A 17480-nucleotide genomic window follows, 5' to 3' on the forward strand; every position below is an offset into this window, starting at 1 on the left:
GGTCTATATCATTTTTAGTAAAGATATTTTAATTATATATGTAACAAGTTACTTATTCCAGAAAACAAATAAGCTGAGACAAACTAATTTGGCTTTGTCTCAGCTTATTTTAATAGATTCAGTCTAAGTCTGATCCGTTTGAACGGATAACTTTTTGATACCAGTAGAATGAATCTTTCTTTGAACGTTCAAGTGTTCCGTTACCTTCATCGTCTTTATCAACATAGATGAAACCGTAACGTTTGGACATTTGACCTGTTCCAGCAGAAACCAAATCAATACATCCCCAAGGTGTATAACCAAGAAGATCTACGCCATCTTCATTAACCGCCGTTATCATTTGTTCAATATGTGCTCTCAAATAGTCAACACGGTAATCGTCATGGATCGAACCGTCTTTTTCGACCTTGTCATAAGCACCAAAACCATTTTCAACAATCATCAAAGGCTTGTGATAGTGTTCAGTTAACCAATTCATTGAATAACGAAGACCAACTGGATCAATTGGCCAACCCCAATCGTTATACTTCATATTAGGATTTTTAACCGTCTCACGGTCACCAACGAATTTAAATTCTGGATTGTCATCACTATATTTAACAGTCATAGAATTGTAGTAACTGAAACCAACATAATCGACTGTTCCTTCACGTAAAACAACGCGATCTTCAGCCGTGATGTCTGGTCTTAAGTTGTGATTCTTGAAGTAGGCTTCCATACCAACTGGGTATTCACCTAGTGTCTGAACATCTGACCACCAGTAACGTCTTTGCATAGCCTTTTCAGCCAACAAGATATCTTTAGGATCTGACGATGCTGGATAAACGGGTGTAAAGTTGACCATATTACCAATCTTGAAATCAGGATTGATCTTGTGACCAATCTTAACAGCCAAAGCACTAGCAACAACTTCATAATGAGATGCTTGATACATTAAAGCTTCACGTTCTTGTTCTGATTCGTTGTCCCAGAAAATCAAACCTGAATCAGTCGCAATTGAAAAGTCATTAGTATAAGTAGTTTGGTTGTTTATTTCGTTGAATGTCATCCAATACTTAACTTTATTCTTGTAACGTTTGAAACAAACTGTCGCAAATTTAACGAAGAAATCGATCACACGACGATCTCTCCAGCCACCGTATTCTTCAACTAAATGATATGGCATTTCAAAATGTGACAACGTGATCACAGGTTCAATACCATACTTCAAACATTCATCAAATAGATCATCATAAAACTTCAAACCCGCTTCATTAGGTTCATCCTCATCGCCATTTGGAAAGATTCTTGTCCAAGCAATTGAAGTTCTAAAACACTTGAAGCCCATTTCAGCAAACATCTTAATATCACCCTTGTATTGGTGATAAAAATCGATTGCTTCGTGGTTTGGATAATTTTTACCAGGAATAATTCCCTTAGTAATTTCACGTGGCTTTTGGTAAGCACCAGCTGTCATAATGTCTGAAACGCTGACACCTTTGCCATCGACATTCCATGCACCCTCAAGTTGGTTGGCAGCTACAGCACCACCCCAAAGAAAATCTTTTCTTAATCCACTTTTTGTCGTTTCAGTCATTTATTACCCCTCAATTCTTTTTTATTACTCTGTTAAATCTTCACCATTAGAAGCGATAACCTTCTGATACCAAGCAAACGAATCTTTCTTGTAACGCTTGAGGCTTCCATTACCCTCATCATCTTGGTCAACGTAAATCATGCCGTAACGTTTCTTCATTTCTCCAGTACTTGCTGAAATCAAATCGATGTGCCCCCATGGAGTATATCCAATCAAATCAACACCGTCCTCGTGAACAGCTTTTTCCATTTGTAAAATATGGTCGTGGAAATATGAAATGCGATATGGATCATGAATACTATTGTCATCTTCTAATTTGTCATAAGCACCAAAACCGTTTTCAACGATAAACAATGGCTTGTGCCAACGAGTAGTCATCCAATTCATTGCGTAACGAAGTCCAACTGGATCGATTTGCCAACCCCAATCAGATTTTTCTACGTAAGGATTAGAAACTAGATCATTGTGTTCGTCATAGTCAAAATGAGTTTCCCCATCTTTAGCTTTAGTTGTGAATGACATGTAATAACTAAAGCCAACATAATCAACTGTGCCAGCCTTGATATCCGCCAAATCAGCAGCAGTGATGTCCAAATTATAACCTTTACGAGCCCAGTACTTAGTAATCCATTCAGGATAAAAGCCAAGTGCTTGAACATCGCCAAAGTAATAACGATATTGCATTGCCCGTTCAGCTTTCATAATATCGGTTGGTTTAGAGGTCAACGGATAAACTGGACACATGGCAATCATTGAACCAACCTTTAAGCTTGGATCAATCTTGTGGGCAATTTGAACTGCATGAGCACTAGCCACAAATTCATAGTGAGCAGCTTGGAACATTGCTTCTTCCCAGTTGTCATCCTTACCTAATTGCAATCCTGAATCTTGCAACAATGGATGTGGATCTCGCCAGTCAGTTTGATTATTAATTTCGTTAAAAGTCATCCAATACTTAACTTTGTCTTTGTAACGTTTGAAACAAACTTCAGCAAAGCGGTCGAAAAAGCCAATGACTTTACGATTGCTGAAACCACCATATTTCTTTACTAAATGATATGGCATTTCAAAATGTGACAAAGTAATTACTGGTTGAATACCGTACTTGAGACATTCATCAAACATATCATCGTAAAACTTCAGACCTGCTTCATTAGGCTTTGTTTCATCACCATTTGGGAAGATTCTCGTCCAAGCAATTGAAGTTCTAAAACATTTTAAGCCTAATTCAGCAAACAATTTAATATCTTCAGGATACTTATGATAAAAGTCATTGCCCCAATGGTTAGGATAGATTTGACCTTCCTCAACACCATCAGTAACTTTTCTAGCAACGCCCTTAGCACCAGCAGTCATGACATCAGCAATGCTGACACCCTTGTTGCCTTCGTTCCAACCACCTTCGAGTTGATGTGCAGCTACAGCGCCACCCCAAAGAAATCCATCAGGCATTTTAATTCCTTCACTCATAGAAATTATTCTCCTTCTTTGGCTAGTCTCTTGTACAAATCAACGATTTCTCCTGCTAAATCTCTAAATGTAATAGCATTCATGATGTGATCTTGTGAGTGAACCATCAACAAAGTAACTTTAGCATGTTCACCATTAGCTTCTTTTGTAAGCATATCTGTTTGTGAATTGTGAGCATCTACTAAGAAATCATCTGATTCCTTTAATTTTTGGTCTGCTACTGTAAAGTGACCTTTTTTAGCAGCATTGATTGCTTCAAAAGCAGAACTCTTTGCATTTCCACCGTTAATAATCAATCCCATTACTGTCTCTAGTTGTGCATCATGTTGTTCTTCAGCCATTTTTTATTTCTCCCTCAATAATTAAGCGCTTACTTGATTTTTAAATAACGAAAGGGGTGCAATCTGCGCCCCTTTTGTTTAGTTTTTATTGATGATTAGCCAATTAGTTTTACAGCTTCACGTAGAACTTTTTCACCATTCATCATTCCATAGTCTTGCATATTAATAACTTCAACAGGAATACTCAACTTGTCTTTGAATTGACCTTCCATGTATCTTACTTGAGGTCCAAGCATCAATACATCAGGATGTTTTTCTTCCAATTTTGCATCCGCATCAGCAGCAGCGGCAGCAAAGATTTCAGCATCGATACCATCACTTTCAGCAGCCTTTTGCATCTTTGATACTAGTAAACTTGTTGACATACCTGCAGCACAACATAACATAATTGTTTTTTCAGCCATAATGAAATACCCCTCTTGGTTATAAATTTATTTGTTTGTTTTTTATTTAAAACGTTTACTAAAAACGCTTTCATAGAACAATTAGAGTATATAACTCATCAAAAATTTTATCAAGTTGTTTTTATCAAAAAACAAATATTCTTTAAATTAATTCAAAAAAATAACATCTATTCAGATTACTTCAGTTTTCTGAACAAATGTTATTTAAAATTCATTTTTTAGCACTCGCTGAATCATCTTTGCCACACCATCATGATTATTATTGTCAGTCACTTTCCAAGCAACTTTTTTCACGCTCTCGATGGCATTTTCCATTGCTACACCGTAACCCACTTCTTTGATCATGTCTAAATCATTTCCATAATCGCCAAAACACATGAAATCAGTCATCGGAATTTTGGTATATTCTGAAATCTTTTGTAATGCGGCTAATTTCGTCACATCTTGACCGTTGATCTCGAAATAATAACTTCCAGAACGACTGATAGTAATTGGCATCGACGTAAATGACTCTAATTTTTTTTGCAAAGAAGTTAATTGGTTGGGCGGACAACTAAAACAAACCTTATAAATATTGATTTTAGAATCTTGATTGATCTTCATCAGATCTTCAATCGAACGAGCCTTTTTGTGATGACGGTCCATCCCTTCAAAGTAAGTCGTCCAACTGTGATTAGGATCATAAACGTAAATATCATTGAGTCCATCCAAAACAACTTTGAAATTACTGAATTCGGCTCGTTTCAAAATTTCAGTAATAACCATTGGATCCATTGGTTGATCAATAATCTTTTGTCCCTTTGGACCAACTACGACAGCACCATTTAAAACGACCCGATATCCATCAATTTTTAAATCTTTTTCAAAAAATTTATTAACTGAATGCAATGTCCTCCCCGAACATATTGCAAAGTCGATTCCAGAATTGACCGCATCACGGATAGCTTGAGCATTTTTTGTCGATATTTTACTGTAACTATTTAACAACGTCCCATCTAGGTCAGTCCCTATAAATTTGATCATTAATTAAGTAACCCCTTACATAAAATCAATTTACATTAATCATACGACACTGCCTAATAAAAACAAACACCCAATTACTTGTTAACGAGAATTTTATTCATATCGGCAATAAAACTTGGGTAAGAAACATCGATCGACTCAATGTTTTTAATTTGAAACGGACTATCAGTCAAAATTGAAGCTATACAAAGCATCATTGCTATTCGGTGATCGTTGTGACTGTCGACATCATCTTTAACTTTGATCTCCTGATTGCCATCAATTACGATTGTATCGTCGTTGACTTGCATGACTATACCCAATTTGGCCAATTCAACCCGCATATTTCGAATGCGATCTGCTAGCTGCAGATGAACATCGTGAATACCTTCAATTACCGTTTGACCACTAGCTTGTGAAGCCATCAAAGCAATCAGCGGTATTTCATCAATAATAAAAGGTACTTGTTTATTAGTAATTTTAGTACCATGCAATTTTTGATGCTTAATAATTAAATCTCCGTATGGTTCAACACTATTAACTGAACGATGATCAACATAAATATGAGCTCCCATCTGCTTAGCAACATTCAAAAGCCCAATTCTGGTTGAATTTAGGCTGACTCGAGGCAAAGTTATCTGACTTCCTTCAGACAATAAAGCCCCCGCAATATACAAAGCAGCCGATGAAAAATCACCTGGGATCGTAATACTTTGTCCTTCTAGGTGAGCTCCAGGATGAACAATAATCGTCGCTGGATCAACTGAAACATTACCACCAAAATAATTGAGTAATACTTCGGTATGATTACGTGTGGCTTGCTTGCGTATAATCGTTGTGTCACTTTTGGCATAAATACCAGCTAACATTAAACTACTTTTGATTTGAGCACTAGAAATATCTTGATGATAGATGATACCTTTTAAATTCTCACTGCCTGTTATTTTGGCCGGCAATGAGTTTTCACCTAAGGGTTGATACGTTGCACCCATTTTTTGAAGAAGCTCCACTAAGCGATGATTAGGACGTTTAGAAAGGTAATCTCCTCCAAGTACTTCATACTGATTGGGACTACTTGCTAAAACGCCGAGTAATAAACTCTCAAGAGTTCCAACATTTTCGATGTTTAATGGTTTATCTAAAGACTTTAATTGATGATCCACACCCTTAATAACCATTGCTTTAGTACTAACTTCCGTGTGAATCTTAGCTCCTAATTGTTGAAAAGTTTTAGCGGTAACAGCTAAATCATCAGCATAATTAAAATTGCCAATTTGAGTAACGCCACTAGCCAAAGATCCCAAAGTAATGGCCAAATGAGCAATACTTTTATCACCTGGGACCATCACTTCACCTTGAAACTTGAACTTGTGTGCTTTCGTATTATAGTTAAACATTTAAATACACCTCATTAATAAGCTGTTCATTATCTTTCTTCTCTCTTTGTTTTCTTACTGTTACGCTACCTAATTTCAGAGCATAAGACAAACTTTTAGTCTTGAGGACAAAAAAATAGGGCTTTCGCCCTATCAATTTTTTACGTTAAAAACATAATCTGTAGATTGCTTCAGCAAATATTTCCATAGCTTTTCTCATATCTGCTTTACTCCAATTTTCATTAGCTTGGTGCATGAAATCTGGAGTAGTTGGCAACATTCCACCAAATGCTACACAATTGTGCATGGTTCTAGCAAAGGTTGCTCCACCAGAAATTGCTGGTTGTGATTTAGTATCACCTGTTAAGTCTTGATAAGTTTGCATCAAAGTCTTAACCAAAGTACTATCCGTTGGTACATAAAGTGGTGCAACGTAATCGAAGTTTTCGTATCTCATGTCATATTTGGCTACAGCATCGGATACTTTTTGAATCAGTTCATCGTGATCGATTTTTACTGGGATTCTCATATCAATTTGTATCTTAGATTCTTCTGGTGTGATCTTCAAACTAGAAATATTGAAAGTCAATTTACCGGAAACATCATCCGATACATGACCCAATAAATTAGTAGCATTAGCATCTTCACCAAAGTCTTTCAAAAATTGCAATACTTTGATATCAGGATAAACGTCAGCTAAAGCAATTCCTAATCTAACTACAGCGTTAGTTCCTTCTGGAGCATTCATAGCATGAACTGAATGTCCATGAACTTCGATACCATCAGCTGTTTGGTCGGCTTCAAAATTATGAGCTTTCAAAGCTGCCATTACTTCATCTTGTTTTGGACCGTTGTAAATTGCCTTACCGGGTACAGCATTGAAGGCATTTTCTAAATCAATATTTAATTCAGTTGATCCAGGTCCAAATAAGTGTGACTGTTGCAAACCTTTTTCCGCGTAAATCAATGGAAATTCAGCATCTGGTGCAATACCTAAATCAATTGGATCTTCTTTCTTATTGTATTCAGCTAAGCATCTCCAAAGAATCTCTTCGTCAGTACCAAAGATCACACGAATCTTTTTATTTAATTTATAACCTTTGTCGAGGATAGATTTAACGGCATAAATAGCAGCAATTGTAGGTCCCTTGTCATCTTGAGTTCCACGACCGTACAACTTGCCATCTTTTTCAGTCAATTGATAAGGCTCTACATCCCAAGCCTCTAAATTACCAGCTGGCACTTCATCAACGTGACCTACGATACCAAAGGTCTCATCGCCTTCACCAATATCAGCATAGCCATAGTAGCCATCTGGATCTTCATAAGTCTTAAAACCTAGATTACCGATAATTTCCAAAACTTTATCCAAAGCAGCTTTAGGACCCTTACCAAAAGGTGCATTAGGTTCAGCTGGTTCGTTGTATGAGGCAACACCAACTAATTTACCTAAATCCTTAATCGCTGCATCTTGAATTTCATCTGTAATAAATTTTTCCATTATTCTTTCCCCCATTATTTAAACAAAATTACTTAAACATCGAGCAAATAACTAAGAAGACTGCAATTACCACGAATAAAATAGCAACCAACTTCCACATGTACTTCCACCATTTAACGATACTTACGTGTCCAATAGCTAAAGCACCCATAACGATACCTGAAGTTGGTGTGATCAAGTTAACTAATCCTGAAGCTGATTGATAAGCTGTGATAACTAATGATCCGTCAACGCCAGAGAACTTACCTAGTGGTCCCATGATTCCCATTGTAGCAGCAGCTAGTCCTGAAGTTGAAGGAATCAAGAATGACATAGGAATGTAGAAAATGTATGTCAAAACAATGAAGACACCAGCAGAAAGATTTTGCAATCCTGTTTCACCAGCATGTAGAACTGTAGCAGTAATGTAACCATTGTTCATGATAACTTGAATACCACGAGCAACCGCAACGATAATCGCAACACTCAAGAATTCATTCATACCATTCAAGAAAGCATCGATATATTCTGATTCTTTCATCCCAAAGATGAACATGATGATAACTGACATCATGAAGAATAGAGTTGTGATTTCTGTAAAGTACCATGTACCAAGTGGCGCAATGTCTTTACCAATCAAAGCACCTAAGAATGGTACGTTTGTTAACCATTTTGTAAAACTGTCAAAGAACGTCCAATTTGGATTCAAACTTGACCAAGGAATCAAACTAGTGATCATAACTACAAAAGTAAGTGCAAATAGCCATAGAACACTCTTTTGTTTCTTAGTTAGTTTTTCACCAATTGTTCTGTCAGCCATTGAGAATTCTTCCAAATCCTTTTGACGGCGTTCAAAAACGTATGATTGTGATGGATCTTTTTTAATTTTATCTGCATAGTGCATGACGTAAAAAATACTGATTCCAGTTACCAAAATCAAAAGAATGAAACGTGGAATCAACCCGTCACCAGGTGAAATATTGATTGTTTGTGAAGCAACACCAGTCGCAAATGGGTTAACTGTTGAAGCCAAACATCCAACTTGTGAACCAATTAAAGCTAGAGAAATCGCTGTGATCGAGTCATAACCAACACTGATCATAACTGGAATCAAGATTGGGTAGAAAGCGATTGTTTCTTCACCCATACCATAAGTTGAACCACCAATGGCAAATAATGTCATTAAAATAGGAATAAGAGCCTTTTCTTTACCCTTATACTTCTGAACGGTAGAACTGATACCATCATCCAAGGCCTTAGTCTTATTGACGACACCTAAAAATCCACCGATAACCAGGATAAATAACGAGACTGAAATTGATCCTTCAGTAACATCGGTACCAACCATTCCGTTGATCGGTGCTAAAAATACGTCCCAAATACCTTGAGGACTGCTTGCGCGGGCTTTATACGTACCTGCAATAATATTTCCTGCTTTAGTGGTTGCGTACTCACCTGCTGGTATAATCCAAGTCAAAATGGCAACTAAAATAATTAAGAAGAATAAAATTGTATATGCCGACGGCATTTGCCATTTTTTAGCTTTTTTTCCCATGAATCAACCCTCCTATATATATTTATAATATAGTTTCAGGATATACGATAAAATAAACTATTACAATGGTTTCCATGGAAATATTTGTAAATAAATTTTCCCTTAATGCCAGTTGTGTAAACGATTACAAAATATTACAATATTATTAGATTTAAGAGGGAGACATTAAAATGACTGATACGATCGAATTCGGAAAAAGAATCAATCATCGTCCATTAATTGTCAGTTTCATTGGAGGTTTTTTCGTTGGTGGTTTGGGGTTAACCGCTAACATAAAAGTTGCAATAATATCATTTTTGGCCGTTTTATTTTTATTACTTTGCATCTATTTTTCAGCCAATTTACCAAAAATTTTTGGTCACTGGCAATTAGAAAATCATGGAATTTCGTACTACAAAATGAACTCTTATTGGGATAAATTAAAAATAATTCTTTTTCCCAATCGAACTGAATTTCAATTTATCAGCTATTCGCAGATCAAGGGATTTAAAGTGATCGAGCGTGAAAAAGAATACGACTTAAACAATCTCTTAACCATTAATCCAGCTAAGCAGTCATTCTTACCTTTCCTGAGAAAACCATTTTTTCTAAGATTAGAAATCAATCAAGATAAAATTGATTTGGATCTTAGTTATAACCAATTTCACGATTCTAAAAATACTTTGTTTCGTTTGAGTAACGTCTTAAAGAAGTTGGCAGAAAAAATCAATTAATATTAAAGCCTCATCAAAATGCCTTGATGCACTTTAGTGAGGCTTTAATTTTCATCTCAGTTTCCTTTAATCTATAGTTAAATGTCCTAAGAATTCATCTTTTTGTAAAAATTCAGTTTTTCTTTGCTTTAAACGTTTTTCAAATCCTTGGCAAAGGTATTTTTCTTCGTTAGTTTCTGGAATAATTGTGGGAATTTCTATTTTGTCATTTGACTTTAAAACAATTAAAGTGCAAAAACTAGTAAAAGCGATTTCTGTTTGATCAGTTTGTATGTCATGACTAATAACCTTTGTAAATACTTCTACTTGACGATGATATACACCAGTTACAAAAGACTCCATTTTAATGAACTTATCAGTCGTAATTGGTTTCCAAAAATTAATGTGGTCATAACCTGCAGTAGCAATCTTGCCTTTGACGAATTTAAAACTCGCTAATCCAGCATTTTCATCCAATAGACTCAGGGTTTTTCCACCAAAAAGCGTCTGCTTATCATTTAAATCTTTATCAAAAATTATTCGTTCACTAATTGTTCTCGTTTGTTGACACGTCTTTTGACTCATAATCTACCTCTCTAAAGATATTTTAATAGTAGTTTTTAGTTAGAACAATCTTTTTTGACAAATGTTAACCGCTACCAAATAAATTATATTATTATAGTAGTAATACAAACTCCGGAGGAAATTATGGCATTTTTACTATGGTACACTAACTATTTTGTAGACATTAATTCTGATAAATTAATTGATCCTAAAAAGATTGATGCTTTTGAAAAACTCGGTGATATTTTTACTAATGGTGACTTTTCGTCATGGCATGTAAAATCACAATTAGATGAAGAAGATTTTAATAGACATTTGAATAAACTAATAAGTGAGCATACCGAAATCAGCCCTGATGATGTAACCGTTACCAAAGGCATTGATGGTGGTCCTCTCAAAATGCTATAAACGAACCTAGAATTTTAGGTTCGTTTTTTGATTAAATTTTTTTCAAAATTTGTTCCCAAACATAAGTAAAAAATTATATAATATATAAAATAAATTCAAAGAGGGAGATTTCTTATGATTTTAATCGCACTTTCAGCTGTTATTTTGCCCTTAATTCTTCTAGGTATTCTCAATATGCCAGCTACTAAAGGAATGTCGATCAGTGCCGCGATTGTTTTATTAGAGGGTTATTTTATTTGGAAAATGCCCAGTAAAGTCCTATTAGCTTCAGTTCTTCAATCCATCCACAAAGCCTTGCCCATCCTTTGGATTCTCTTTGGTGCTTTGATGATGTTGAACATCTTACAACACACCGGGGCAATTGATCGAATCAATTCAGGATTCCATCAAATTTCTGGAGATATGCGACTCCAATTGATTTTAGTAGCCTTTTTGTTCGGTGGCTTGATCGAAGGAGTTTCCGGATTCGGGACACCGGCAATGGTTACTGCTCCTTTAATGATTGCTCTGGGATATTCACCCATGGCTGCGGTAACTTTGTCATTAGTAGCTGATTCAACTCCAGCTTCATTTGGTGCTGTAGGAACGCCATTGACAGTTGGACTTAGTAATGTCAGCGATAAAAGTGAATTTTTAAACAATATAGGTCAACGTATTACTCAATTAGATCTATTTTCAGGAACATTTATGCCACTGCTACTTGTCTTTATGCTGATTTTCCTCTTTGGTAAAAATGACGCTCATAAAACTAAAGATTTCATGGCTCTCATCCCTTGGACATTATTCATTGGCTTAATTTATAGTTTCTTTGCTATCTTAATATCCTTTTTAATTAGTTATGAATTTGTTTCCATTTTGGCACCTTTCTTCACAATTATTATTGCGATTGCTTCAATTAAGTTTAATTTCTTATTGCCAAAAGACATTATAAAAAAACCTTGGACTACTTCAATTAAAGAAATCAAATCAACACATTCTATGTCTTTGTTGACTGCCTGGTCACCTTATATCGTAGTTATCTTGTTACTTTTAGCTACCAGAACTATCATGCCATTAAAGAATTTCCTAACTCAAAACATCAATTTATCATGGAATAATATTTTGGGATTTAAACAAATCAATTCCGACTGGGAATTTCTCTATTCACCTGGTACCTTGTTGACGACTGCCGCTATTATTGGTTTATTGCTTCAAGTTAAATCGCTCAAACCTTTCTTGCCTACTGCCAAAAAAGTTGCTCTTTCAATGAAATCTACTGCGATTGCTTTGATAGTAACTTTGATCATGGTACAAATTTTCACTAACTCAGAACTAAATCTCAAAGATATCCCTAGCATGCCAATGTATATCGCACAAGTTATTTCCAAATACTTATCTTCTGTTTGGATCGTCATCGCTCCATTCCTAGGACAATTAGGTTCATTCGTAACCGGCAGTACTACTGTTTCAACTTTGACATTCGGACAGATTCAAGCCGATATCGCTACTAAAGCTGGTGTTGGAACTGACTTAGTATTGGCAGCTCAACTGATTGGTGCTGCTGCTGGTAACATGATCTGCGTTCACAATATCGTTTCAGTCAGTTCAGTTGTCGGACTTACTGGCCAAGAAGGAAATATTTTGAGAAAAACTGCTGTACCGGCTTTAATTTATGGATTAGTCGTTGGTATCGTTGGTTTTATCTTTACACTCTTTATCTAATTATCTAATCAAAAAACTCCGTTAGAAAATCAAATCTGACTTTCTAACGGAGTTTTTCTATTTTATTCGTGAAATGATGCTCCAGAATTAGCATCCAATTCCACTTTTTTATCTTCATTAATTGGAATAACAGTTATATCTCCAGAATCTCTAATTGGAGCTTCACAAACATTTTGATAATCATTTGAATTAATAATTTCATTTTCTGATAAATATTGATTAATTTGTTTCATTAAAGTGGGGCCGTTATAAATAAAGCCTGTATAAACTTGAACTAAGCTTGCTCCAGCATCTAAAGCTACCTTGGCATCTTCAGGTGTAAATACTCCACCAGAAAACATAATTGGTAAGTTAGGAAACGCTTCATGAATCGCTCTAGTTAAACTAAGTGACTTCTTGAAGATTGGCTTACCACTGAGGCCACCGCCTTCATTTTTATGAGCTGACTTGAGGTTGTCATGAATTGGACTAGGGTTTGAAGCCGTATTAGTTAAAATAATTCCGTCCATCAAACCGTCAGTTTCTTGAATCAATTCAATTAATTGTTTGGCTGTGATGTCATTGCCAAATTTACAAAAGACTGGTTCTTTGATATGTAAATTGTGAATCTTTTGCAACAAGTTCTTAGCTACAGGGATTTCTTGTAAAGTCGTGACACCTTTTTGATTAGGACAACTTTGATTTAAAGCAATGTAATTACCAAAGGAATGGATTTCTTTGATGTCTTCAACCATCTCTTGGACCATCTCTTCACTATTCAAACCATGCCCCGGAGCCACACTGATACCGACTTTAACGTGCTTGGGAGTATTAGCTAAGTGACGTCTCGTTTCTTCAACGCCTAAATTATTTAAACCCATGCGGTTGATAATAGCGTTGTCTTCTGGCAGACGAAAAATCCGTTTTTTCTTGTTGCCAGGTTGATCATTTTTGGTGATACTACCAATTTCAACAAATCCTGCACCTAAAGCGCCTAGACTGTTATAAAATTCAGCTTTTTTATCAAAACCTGCGGCAATACCAATTGGTGAATCGAAAGTAACTCCTTTGACAGTCACCTTAATATTATTAGGCTTTTTAGCTTGAAACATTTTTTCTAAAACTTCAGGCGTTTTATTAAACATTTTCAAACCACTAGCTACCAAATGGTGGTCAACTTCAGGATCACCTTTAAAAATCACTGGACGAACTAATTTATATAGACTCATTATTTACCCCAACTTTCTGGATCTTGATACCATTGTTGTAATAATTCCATATCGCTTTCTTCAACGTAGTCCAATTTTTGAGCTACTTGAATCATGGTTGGATAATCTGTCAAAGTAAATAATTTAGTATGCGCATCGGAAAAATTCTTGGTGCTTTCTGGCAAATCATAGGAGAAAATTGCGACTGTTCCAATCACATCTCCGCCTTCTTCTTCAACAGCCTTAACAGCTTTTAAAATACTGCCACCGGTTGAAATCAAGTCATCGATCAAAACAACTTTGTCACCCTTTTGACAGCGTCCTTCAATTTGACTCTTCTTACCGTGATCCTTTTTTTGTGGACGAACATAGTTCAATGGCAAATTCAAAATATTAGAAACACCTGTAGCGTGAGGGATGCCGGCTGTGGCAACTCCTCCAATAACTTCAGCTTCAGGATACTTTTCTTTGATTAATTCAGCTAAATCATGAGCAATTGTTTGGCGAAAATCTGGATAAGCAATAGTCAAACGATTATCCGTATAAATTGGAGCCTTGATACCACTAGCCCAAATGAAAGGCTTTTTGGGGTTCAAAGTTACCGCCTTGATCTTTAATAATTGACTGGCAATATTGTTTGCGACTGATACTTTATCCATTATTTATTCCACTCCTTACAAATATTCATATATGCTTGATAACCATTTTCAGCTAAAGTAATTGGACGACCAACCACAATGGCATCACTACCTAAAGTCTTAGCTTTAGCTGGTGTAGCAACACGTTTTTGATCTTCCACTTGTGATGCTTTGGGACGAATACCTGGGGTAACGCATAAAAAGTCTTCACTAGTAGCTTGTTTGATCATCGGTACTTCCAAAGCTGAAGAAATTACGCCATCGGCTTTGTTATCAAAAGCTAATTTTGCTAGATGTGTAACGTAATCTTGAGATTGTAGTGGCACTTGCAATTCATTCTTCAATTCAGTTTGTCCTAAAGAAGTCAACTGTGTAACCGCAAGTAACTTCGTATCAGAACCTGCTAGTCCTTTTTTTGCAGCGGCAATCATTTCTGCACCACCACTGGCATGAACTGTCAACATCTGAACATCCCACTTGGCAATCATCTCACAAGTTCTTTTAACCGTGTTAGGAATATCATGTAACTTCAAATCAAGAAAAATATTGTATCCTCGTTCTCTCAAATTTCTAACAAACGGATAACCGAATTGACAAAACATTTCCAAACCAATCTTCAAAAATAATTTTTGATCCTTAGGAAATTGATTCAAAAAGTTAATACATTCAAAATCATCTGCAAAATCTAACGCTACTATTACTGGCTTATTCATTTTTACCCCTCATTCTTTATTTTGGATAGACTAGTTGTCCATCACAATAAGTTTGTTGCACTGATCCAAAAACCTTTTTTCCGATAAAAGGACTATTAGAGCCTTTAGAAATAAAATCATTTTTGTTGATTTCAAATTCATCATTTAAGTTAATGATTGAAAAATCAGCTTTTTGTCCAAGCTTAATTTCTCCGGCTTCATTTAAGTCAAAAATCCTACTTGGATTAGTCGACATCAGATTCAATAATTTTTCTAAACTAATGATGCCTGTTTTGACCAAACGACTGTACATCAATGGAAAACTCGTTTCGATACCAGTAATTCCAAAAGCACTCTTTGCAAAACCTTGATTCTTCTCATTTTCAGCGTGTGGTGCATGGTCCGTTGCAATCATGTCGATCGTGCCATCTTGTAAACCGCTGATTAAAGCCTGACGATCATTTTCACTACGTAATGGTGGATTCATCTTAAAATTAGCATCATCGATCAAAATATCATCTTCACTCAACAACAAGTGGTGTGGTGATACTTCACAGGTAACGTCGATTCCCGCATCCTTAGCCATTCTGACCAAATCCACACCATCTTTAGTTGAAATGTGACAGACATGATAGTGAACGCCGGTTTCTTTAGCTAGCATTAAATCTCTAGCCAATTGCGATGTTTCTGCTACTTGTTGGATACCTGGCAAACCTAAACGTGTCGCTGCAGGTCCAAAATTAATGACGCCCTTATTAAAGAGATTCTTATCTTCTACGTGAGCTGCTAAATGACTGTTGATAGCAGCAATTCTTTCCATAGCATCAAACATCGACTTTGCATTCATGATTCCGTGACCATCGTTTGAAAAGGCGAAAGCTCCTAGTTTACTTAGTTGTTCAATATCAACTAATTCATCACTAGTTTCATCTTTAGTAACTGGTGCATATTGCAAAGTATGAATAACTGAATTCTTTTTGTTCAATTCAATCTGCTTCGTAAACTTCTCTGCATCATCAGGCACTGGGATAACATTTGGCATCGCACCAACGGTCGTAAAGCCACCATGAGCTGAAGCCTTAGTTCCCGTTTCAATTGTTTCTTTGTGAACTTGACCGGGCTCTCTGAAATGAACGTGAATATCGACTAAACCTGGTGTAACTAGATTAAACTTGGCATCGATTATTTTACTTCCTTGGGGATGAATATTTTCAGCAATTTTTGAAAATTTCCCATCTTCAATCAAGAGATCACAATTTATTAATTTATTTGTGTAAAACAATTTTGCATTTTTGACCAGTAAGTTCATCTTCTGCGTTATCTCCTTTTAAAACTGCTTCAATCATTGCCATTCTCATAAAGACACCATTGGCCATTTGGGGGAAGATGTATGATTTGTCGCATTCCACTACATCATCCGCAATTTCTGCTCCACGATTTACTGGTGCTGGGTGCATGATAATTGCATCAGGTTTCATCATATTGACACGATCCATATCCAAACCGTATTTTTCAAAATAGTCAGCTTTGGAGAAATTCTTGTTTTCTTCAGCAGAAAGACGTTCGTGTTGAACTCTAAGTAGCATTACAACGTCCATTTCTTGGCAAAGTTCATCAACACTCATGTGTGGTCCAATTTCGGCAAATTCCGGTGTATACCATGAATCTAAGCCACCAAAACAAACTTGAGCTCCTAGTCTTGTTAAAATTTCAGCATTTGAATGGGCTACTCTTGAATGACTCAAGTCTCCGATAATACCAACCTTTAATCCATCAAAATTACCAAAGTGTTCATAGATTGTCATTAAGTCCAAAAGTGATTGTGAAGGATGTTGACCAGTACCGTCGCCACCGTTGATGATGTGGATCTTCAAGTTATGGTTGTTTACCAAATCTTCGTAATATTTGTCTTGACTGTGACGAATAACTGCTACGCTAGCGCCAATACTCTCTTCAGTTTTTACAGTGTCATAAAGTGTTTCACCCTTAGAAGTTGAAGATGTTGATGCTTCAAATTCGATTTCTTTCATGCCTAGCTTCATTTCAGCCACTTGGAAGCTAGATTTAGTTCTAGTACTGTTTTCAAAGAATAAGTTGATAGCAAATTTATCTTGCCCAATTTCTGATTTCTTACCAGTTTTGAAATCAATCGCTGAATCAATTAGATTTAGTACCTCTTCATTTGATAATTGTGACATAGAAAGTATATTTTTCATTGTTTTCCTCCAAATTAAAAGGGATAGCTTTTATCCAGCTACCCCCTAAAAGTTTGGTGTTCAACCGACCTTTCAGACCTCACTGGATCTATTTAAAAGTTCCCTGACGATTTATTTTTTAGTAAGGCAGATTGTAAAATATAACCGAACACTAGTGGACACAAAAACCCATAAAGGT

17 protein-coding genes are annotated in these 17480 nt (G+C 36.0%); 3 read left to right on the forward strand and 14 right to left on the reverse strand.

Annotation, left to right across the window (positions count from 1 at the left end; translation table 11 throughout):
• Positions 1–118 precede the first annotated feature (118 nt).
• The 8 genes from FC88_RS07150 to FC88_RS07185 all read right to left on the reverse strand — a co-directional run bounded on the left by FC88_RS07150 (position 119) and on the right by FC88_RS07185 (position 9204).
• Complete coding sequence (locus FC88_RS07150; RefSeq protein WP_057814251.1) at positions 119–1576, reverse strand: 6-phospho-beta-glucosidase; 1458 nt, start codon at positions 1574–1576, stop codon at positions 119–121.
• Positions 1577–1600: 24 nt separating this feature from the next.
• Positions 1601–3046 carry a 6-phospho-beta-glucosidase gene (locus FC88_RS07155; RefSeq protein WP_057814252.1) on the reverse strand — a complete coding sequence of 482 codons (1446 nt, stop codon included), beginning with the start codon at positions 3044–3046 and terminating at the stop codon, positions 1601–1603.
• Between the two features lie 5 nt (positions 3047–3051).
• Positions 3052–3387 (reverse strand): PTS lactose/cellobiose transporter subunit IIA, encoded by a 336-nt coding sequence (locus FC88_RS07160; protein ID WP_057814253.1) that lies wholly within the window; start codon positions 3385–3387, stop codon positions 3052–3054.
• 95 nt (positions 3388–3482) lie between these two features.
• The gene (locus FC88_RS07165) at positions 3483–3791 is read right to left on the reverse strand and encodes a PTS sugar transporter subunit IIB (RefSeq protein ID WP_057814254.1); all 309 of its coding nucleotides are present in this window, start codon (positions 3789–3791) and stop codon (positions 3483–3485) included.
• A gap of 204 nt (positions 3792–3995) precedes the next feature.
• The gene (locus FC88_RS12635; RefSeq protein WP_083484594.1) at positions 3996–4814 is read right to left on the reverse strand and encodes a Cof-type HAD-IIB family hydrolase; all 819 of its coding nucleotides are present in this window, start codon (positions 4812–4814) and stop codon (positions 3996–3998) included.
• Positions 4815–4888: 74 nt separating this feature from the next.
• A complete protein-coding gene (gene aroA / locus FC88_RS07175; RefSeq protein WP_057814255.1) occupies positions 4889–6190 on the reverse strand; it encodes a 3-phosphoshikimate 1-carboxyvinyltransferase in 1302 nt (433 codons plus the stop codon).
• A 145-nt stretch (positions 6191–6335) separates the two neighbouring features.
• Positions 6336–7670: a M20 family metallopeptidase gene (locus tag FC88_RS07180; protein WP_057814257.1), complete on the reverse strand. Its 1335-nt coding sequence runs from the start codon at positions 7668–7670 to the stop codon at positions 6336–6338.
• A gap of 28 nt (positions 7671–7698) precedes the next feature.
• Positions 7699–9204, reverse strand: coding sequence for a YfcC family protein (locus FC88_RS07185; protein WP_057814258.1), 1506 nt, complete (start codon positions 9202–9204; stop codon positions 7699–7701).
• 170 nt (positions 9205–9374) lie between these two features.
• Between FC88_RS07185 and FC88_RS07190 the strand changes: the two genes are divergently transcribed.
• Entirely contained in the window at positions 9375–9917 is a 543-nt protein-coding gene (locus FC88_RS07190; protein WP_057814259.1) for a hypothetical protein, read from the forward strand.
• A gap of 66 nt (positions 9918–9983) precedes the next feature.
• Here FC88_RS07190 and FC88_RS07195 read toward each other — a convergent pair whose 3' ends face one another.
• Positions 9984–10481 (reverse strand): acyl-CoA thioesterase, encoded by a 498-nt coding sequence (locus tag FC88_RS07195; protein WP_057814260.1) that lies wholly within the window; start codon positions 10479–10481, stop codon positions 9984–9986.
• Positions 10482–10604: 123 nt separating this feature from the next.
• On the opposite strand from FC88_RS07195, the gene FC88_RS07200 reads away from it, so the two are divergent.
• Together FC88_RS07200 and FC88_RS07205 are read left to right on the forward strand one after the other, a co-directional pair.
• Complete coding sequence (locus tag FC88_RS07200) at positions 10605–10868, forward strand: hypothetical protein (protein WP_057814261.1); 264 nt, start codon at positions 10605–10607, stop codon at positions 10866–10868.
• Positions 10869–10982: 114 nt separating this feature from the next.
• On the forward strand, positions 10983–12569 hold the full coding sequence (locus FC88_RS07205) for an L-lactate permease (protein WP_057814262.1): 1587 nt from the start codon (positions 10983–10985) through the stop codon (positions 12567–12569).
• A gap of 62 nt (positions 12570–12631) precedes the next feature.
• Here the strand turns inward: FC88_RS07205 and FC88_RS07210 are convergent, their stop codons facing one another.
• The 5 genes from FC88_RS07210 to FC88_RS07230 are packed head-to-tail and all read right to left on the reverse strand — an operon-like array spanning position 12632 to position 17302.
• On the reverse strand, positions 12632–13777 hold the full coding sequence (locus tag FC88_RS07210) for a quinone-dependent dihydroorotate dehydrogenase (protein ID WP_057814263.1): 1146 nt from the start codon (positions 13775–13777) through the stop codon (positions 12632–12634).
• Positions 13777–14415: an orotate phosphoribosyltransferase gene (pyrE, locus tag FC88_RS07215; protein WP_057814264.1), complete on the reverse strand. Its 639-nt coding sequence runs from the start codon at positions 14413–14415 to the stop codon at positions 13777–13779. The genes FC88_RS07210 and pyrE overlap by 1 nt, the downstream gene beginning before the upstream one ends.
• Positions 14415–15107: an orotidine-5'-phosphate decarboxylase gene (gene pyrF / locus FC88_RS07220; RefSeq protein WP_057814266.1), complete on the reverse strand. Its 693-nt coding sequence runs from the start codon at positions 15105–15107 to the stop codon at positions 14415–14417. Before pyrF ends, pyrE begins: the two co-directional genes overlap by 1 nt.
• A 16-nt stretch (positions 15108–15123) precedes the next feature.
• A complete protein-coding gene (locus FC88_RS07225; protein WP_057814267.1) occupies positions 15124–16395 on the reverse strand; it encodes a dihydroorotase in 1272 nt (423 codons plus the stop codon).
• Positions 16352–17302, reverse strand: a complete 951-nt coding sequence (locus FC88_RS07230; protein ID WP_057814268.1) for an aspartate carbamoyltransferase catalytic subunit — start codon at positions 17300–17302, stop codon at positions 16352–16354. Before FC88_RS07230 ends, FC88_RS07225 begins: the two co-directional genes overlap by 44 nt.
• Positions 17303–17480: the final 178 nt, after the last annotated feature.

It is taken from the genome of Companilactobacillus futsaii JCM 17355 (assembly GCF_001435505.1).
Lineage (GTDB): Bacteria > Bacillota > Bacilli > Lactobacillales > Lactobacillaceae > Companilactobacillus > Companilactobacillus futsaii.

Bases quoted from the DNA above. Each gene is read 5' to 3' on its own strand.
- FC88_RS07190 (WP_057814259.1), top strand. From the start codon at position 9,375: ATGACTGATACGATCGAATTCGGAAAAAGAATCAATCATCGTCCATTA.
- FC88_RS07150 (WP_057814251.1), bottom strand. From the start codon at position 1,576: ATGACTGAAACGACAAAAAGTGGATTAAGAAAAGATTTTCTTTGGGGT.
- FC88_RS07155 (WP_057814252.1), bottom strand. From the start codon at position 3,046: ATGAGTGAAGGAATTAAAATGCCTGATGGATTTCTTTGGGGTGGCGCT.
- pyrF (WP_057814266.1), bottom strand. From the start codon at position 15,107: ATGAATAAGCCAGTAATAGTAGCGTTAGATTTTGCAGATGATTTTGAA.
- FC88_RS07195 (WP_057814260.1), bottom strand. From the start codon at position 10,481: ATGAGTCAAAAGACGTGTCAACAAACGAGAACAATTAGTGAACGAATA.
- FC88_RS07185 (WP_057814258.1), bottom strand. From the start codon at position 9,204: ATGGGAAAAAAAGCTAAAAAATGGCAAATGCCGTCGGCATATACAATT.
- FC88_RS07200 (WP_057814261.1), top strand. From the start codon at position 10,605: ATGGCATTTTTACTATGGTACACTAACTATTTTGTAGACATTAATTCT.
- FC88_RS07165 (WP_057814254.1), bottom strand. From the start codon at position 3,791: ATGGCTGAAAAAACAATTATGTTATGTTGTGCTGCAGGTATGTCAACA.
- FC88_RS07160 (WP_057814253.1), bottom strand. From the start codon at position 3,387: ATGGCTGAAGAACAACATGATGCACAACTAGAGACAGTAATGGGATTG.
- FC88_RS07180 (WP_057814257.1), bottom strand. From the start codon at position 7,670: ATGGAAAAATTTATTACAGATGAAATTCAAGATGCAGCGATTAAGGAT.
- FC88_RS07205 (WP_057814262.1), top strand. From the start codon at position 10,983: ATGATTTTAATCGCACTTTCAGCTGTTATTTTGCCCTTAATTCTTCTA.
- FC88_RS07210 (WP_057814263.1), bottom strand. From the start codon at position 13,777: ATGAGTCTATATAAATTAGTTCGTCCAGTGATTTTTAAAGGTGATCCT.
- aroA (WP_057814255.1), bottom strand. From the start codon at position 6,190: ATGTTTAACTATAATACGAAAGCACACAAGTTCAAGTTTCAAGGTGAA.
- FC88_RS07230 (WP_057814268.1), bottom strand. From the start codon at position 17,302: ATGAAAAATATACTTTCTATGTCACAATTATCAAATGAAGAGGTACTA.
- FC88_RS07225 (WP_057814267.1), bottom strand. From the start codon at position 16,395: ATGAACTTACTGGTCAAAAATGCAAAATTGTTTTACACAAATAAATTA.
- FC88_RS12635 (WP_083484594.1), bottom strand. From the start codon at position 4,814: ATGATCAAATTTATAGGGACTGACCTAGATGGGACGTTGTTAAATAGT.
- pyrE (WP_057814264.1), bottom strand. From the start codon at position 14,415: ATGGATAAAGTATCAGTCGCAAACAATATTGCCAGTCAATTATTAAAG.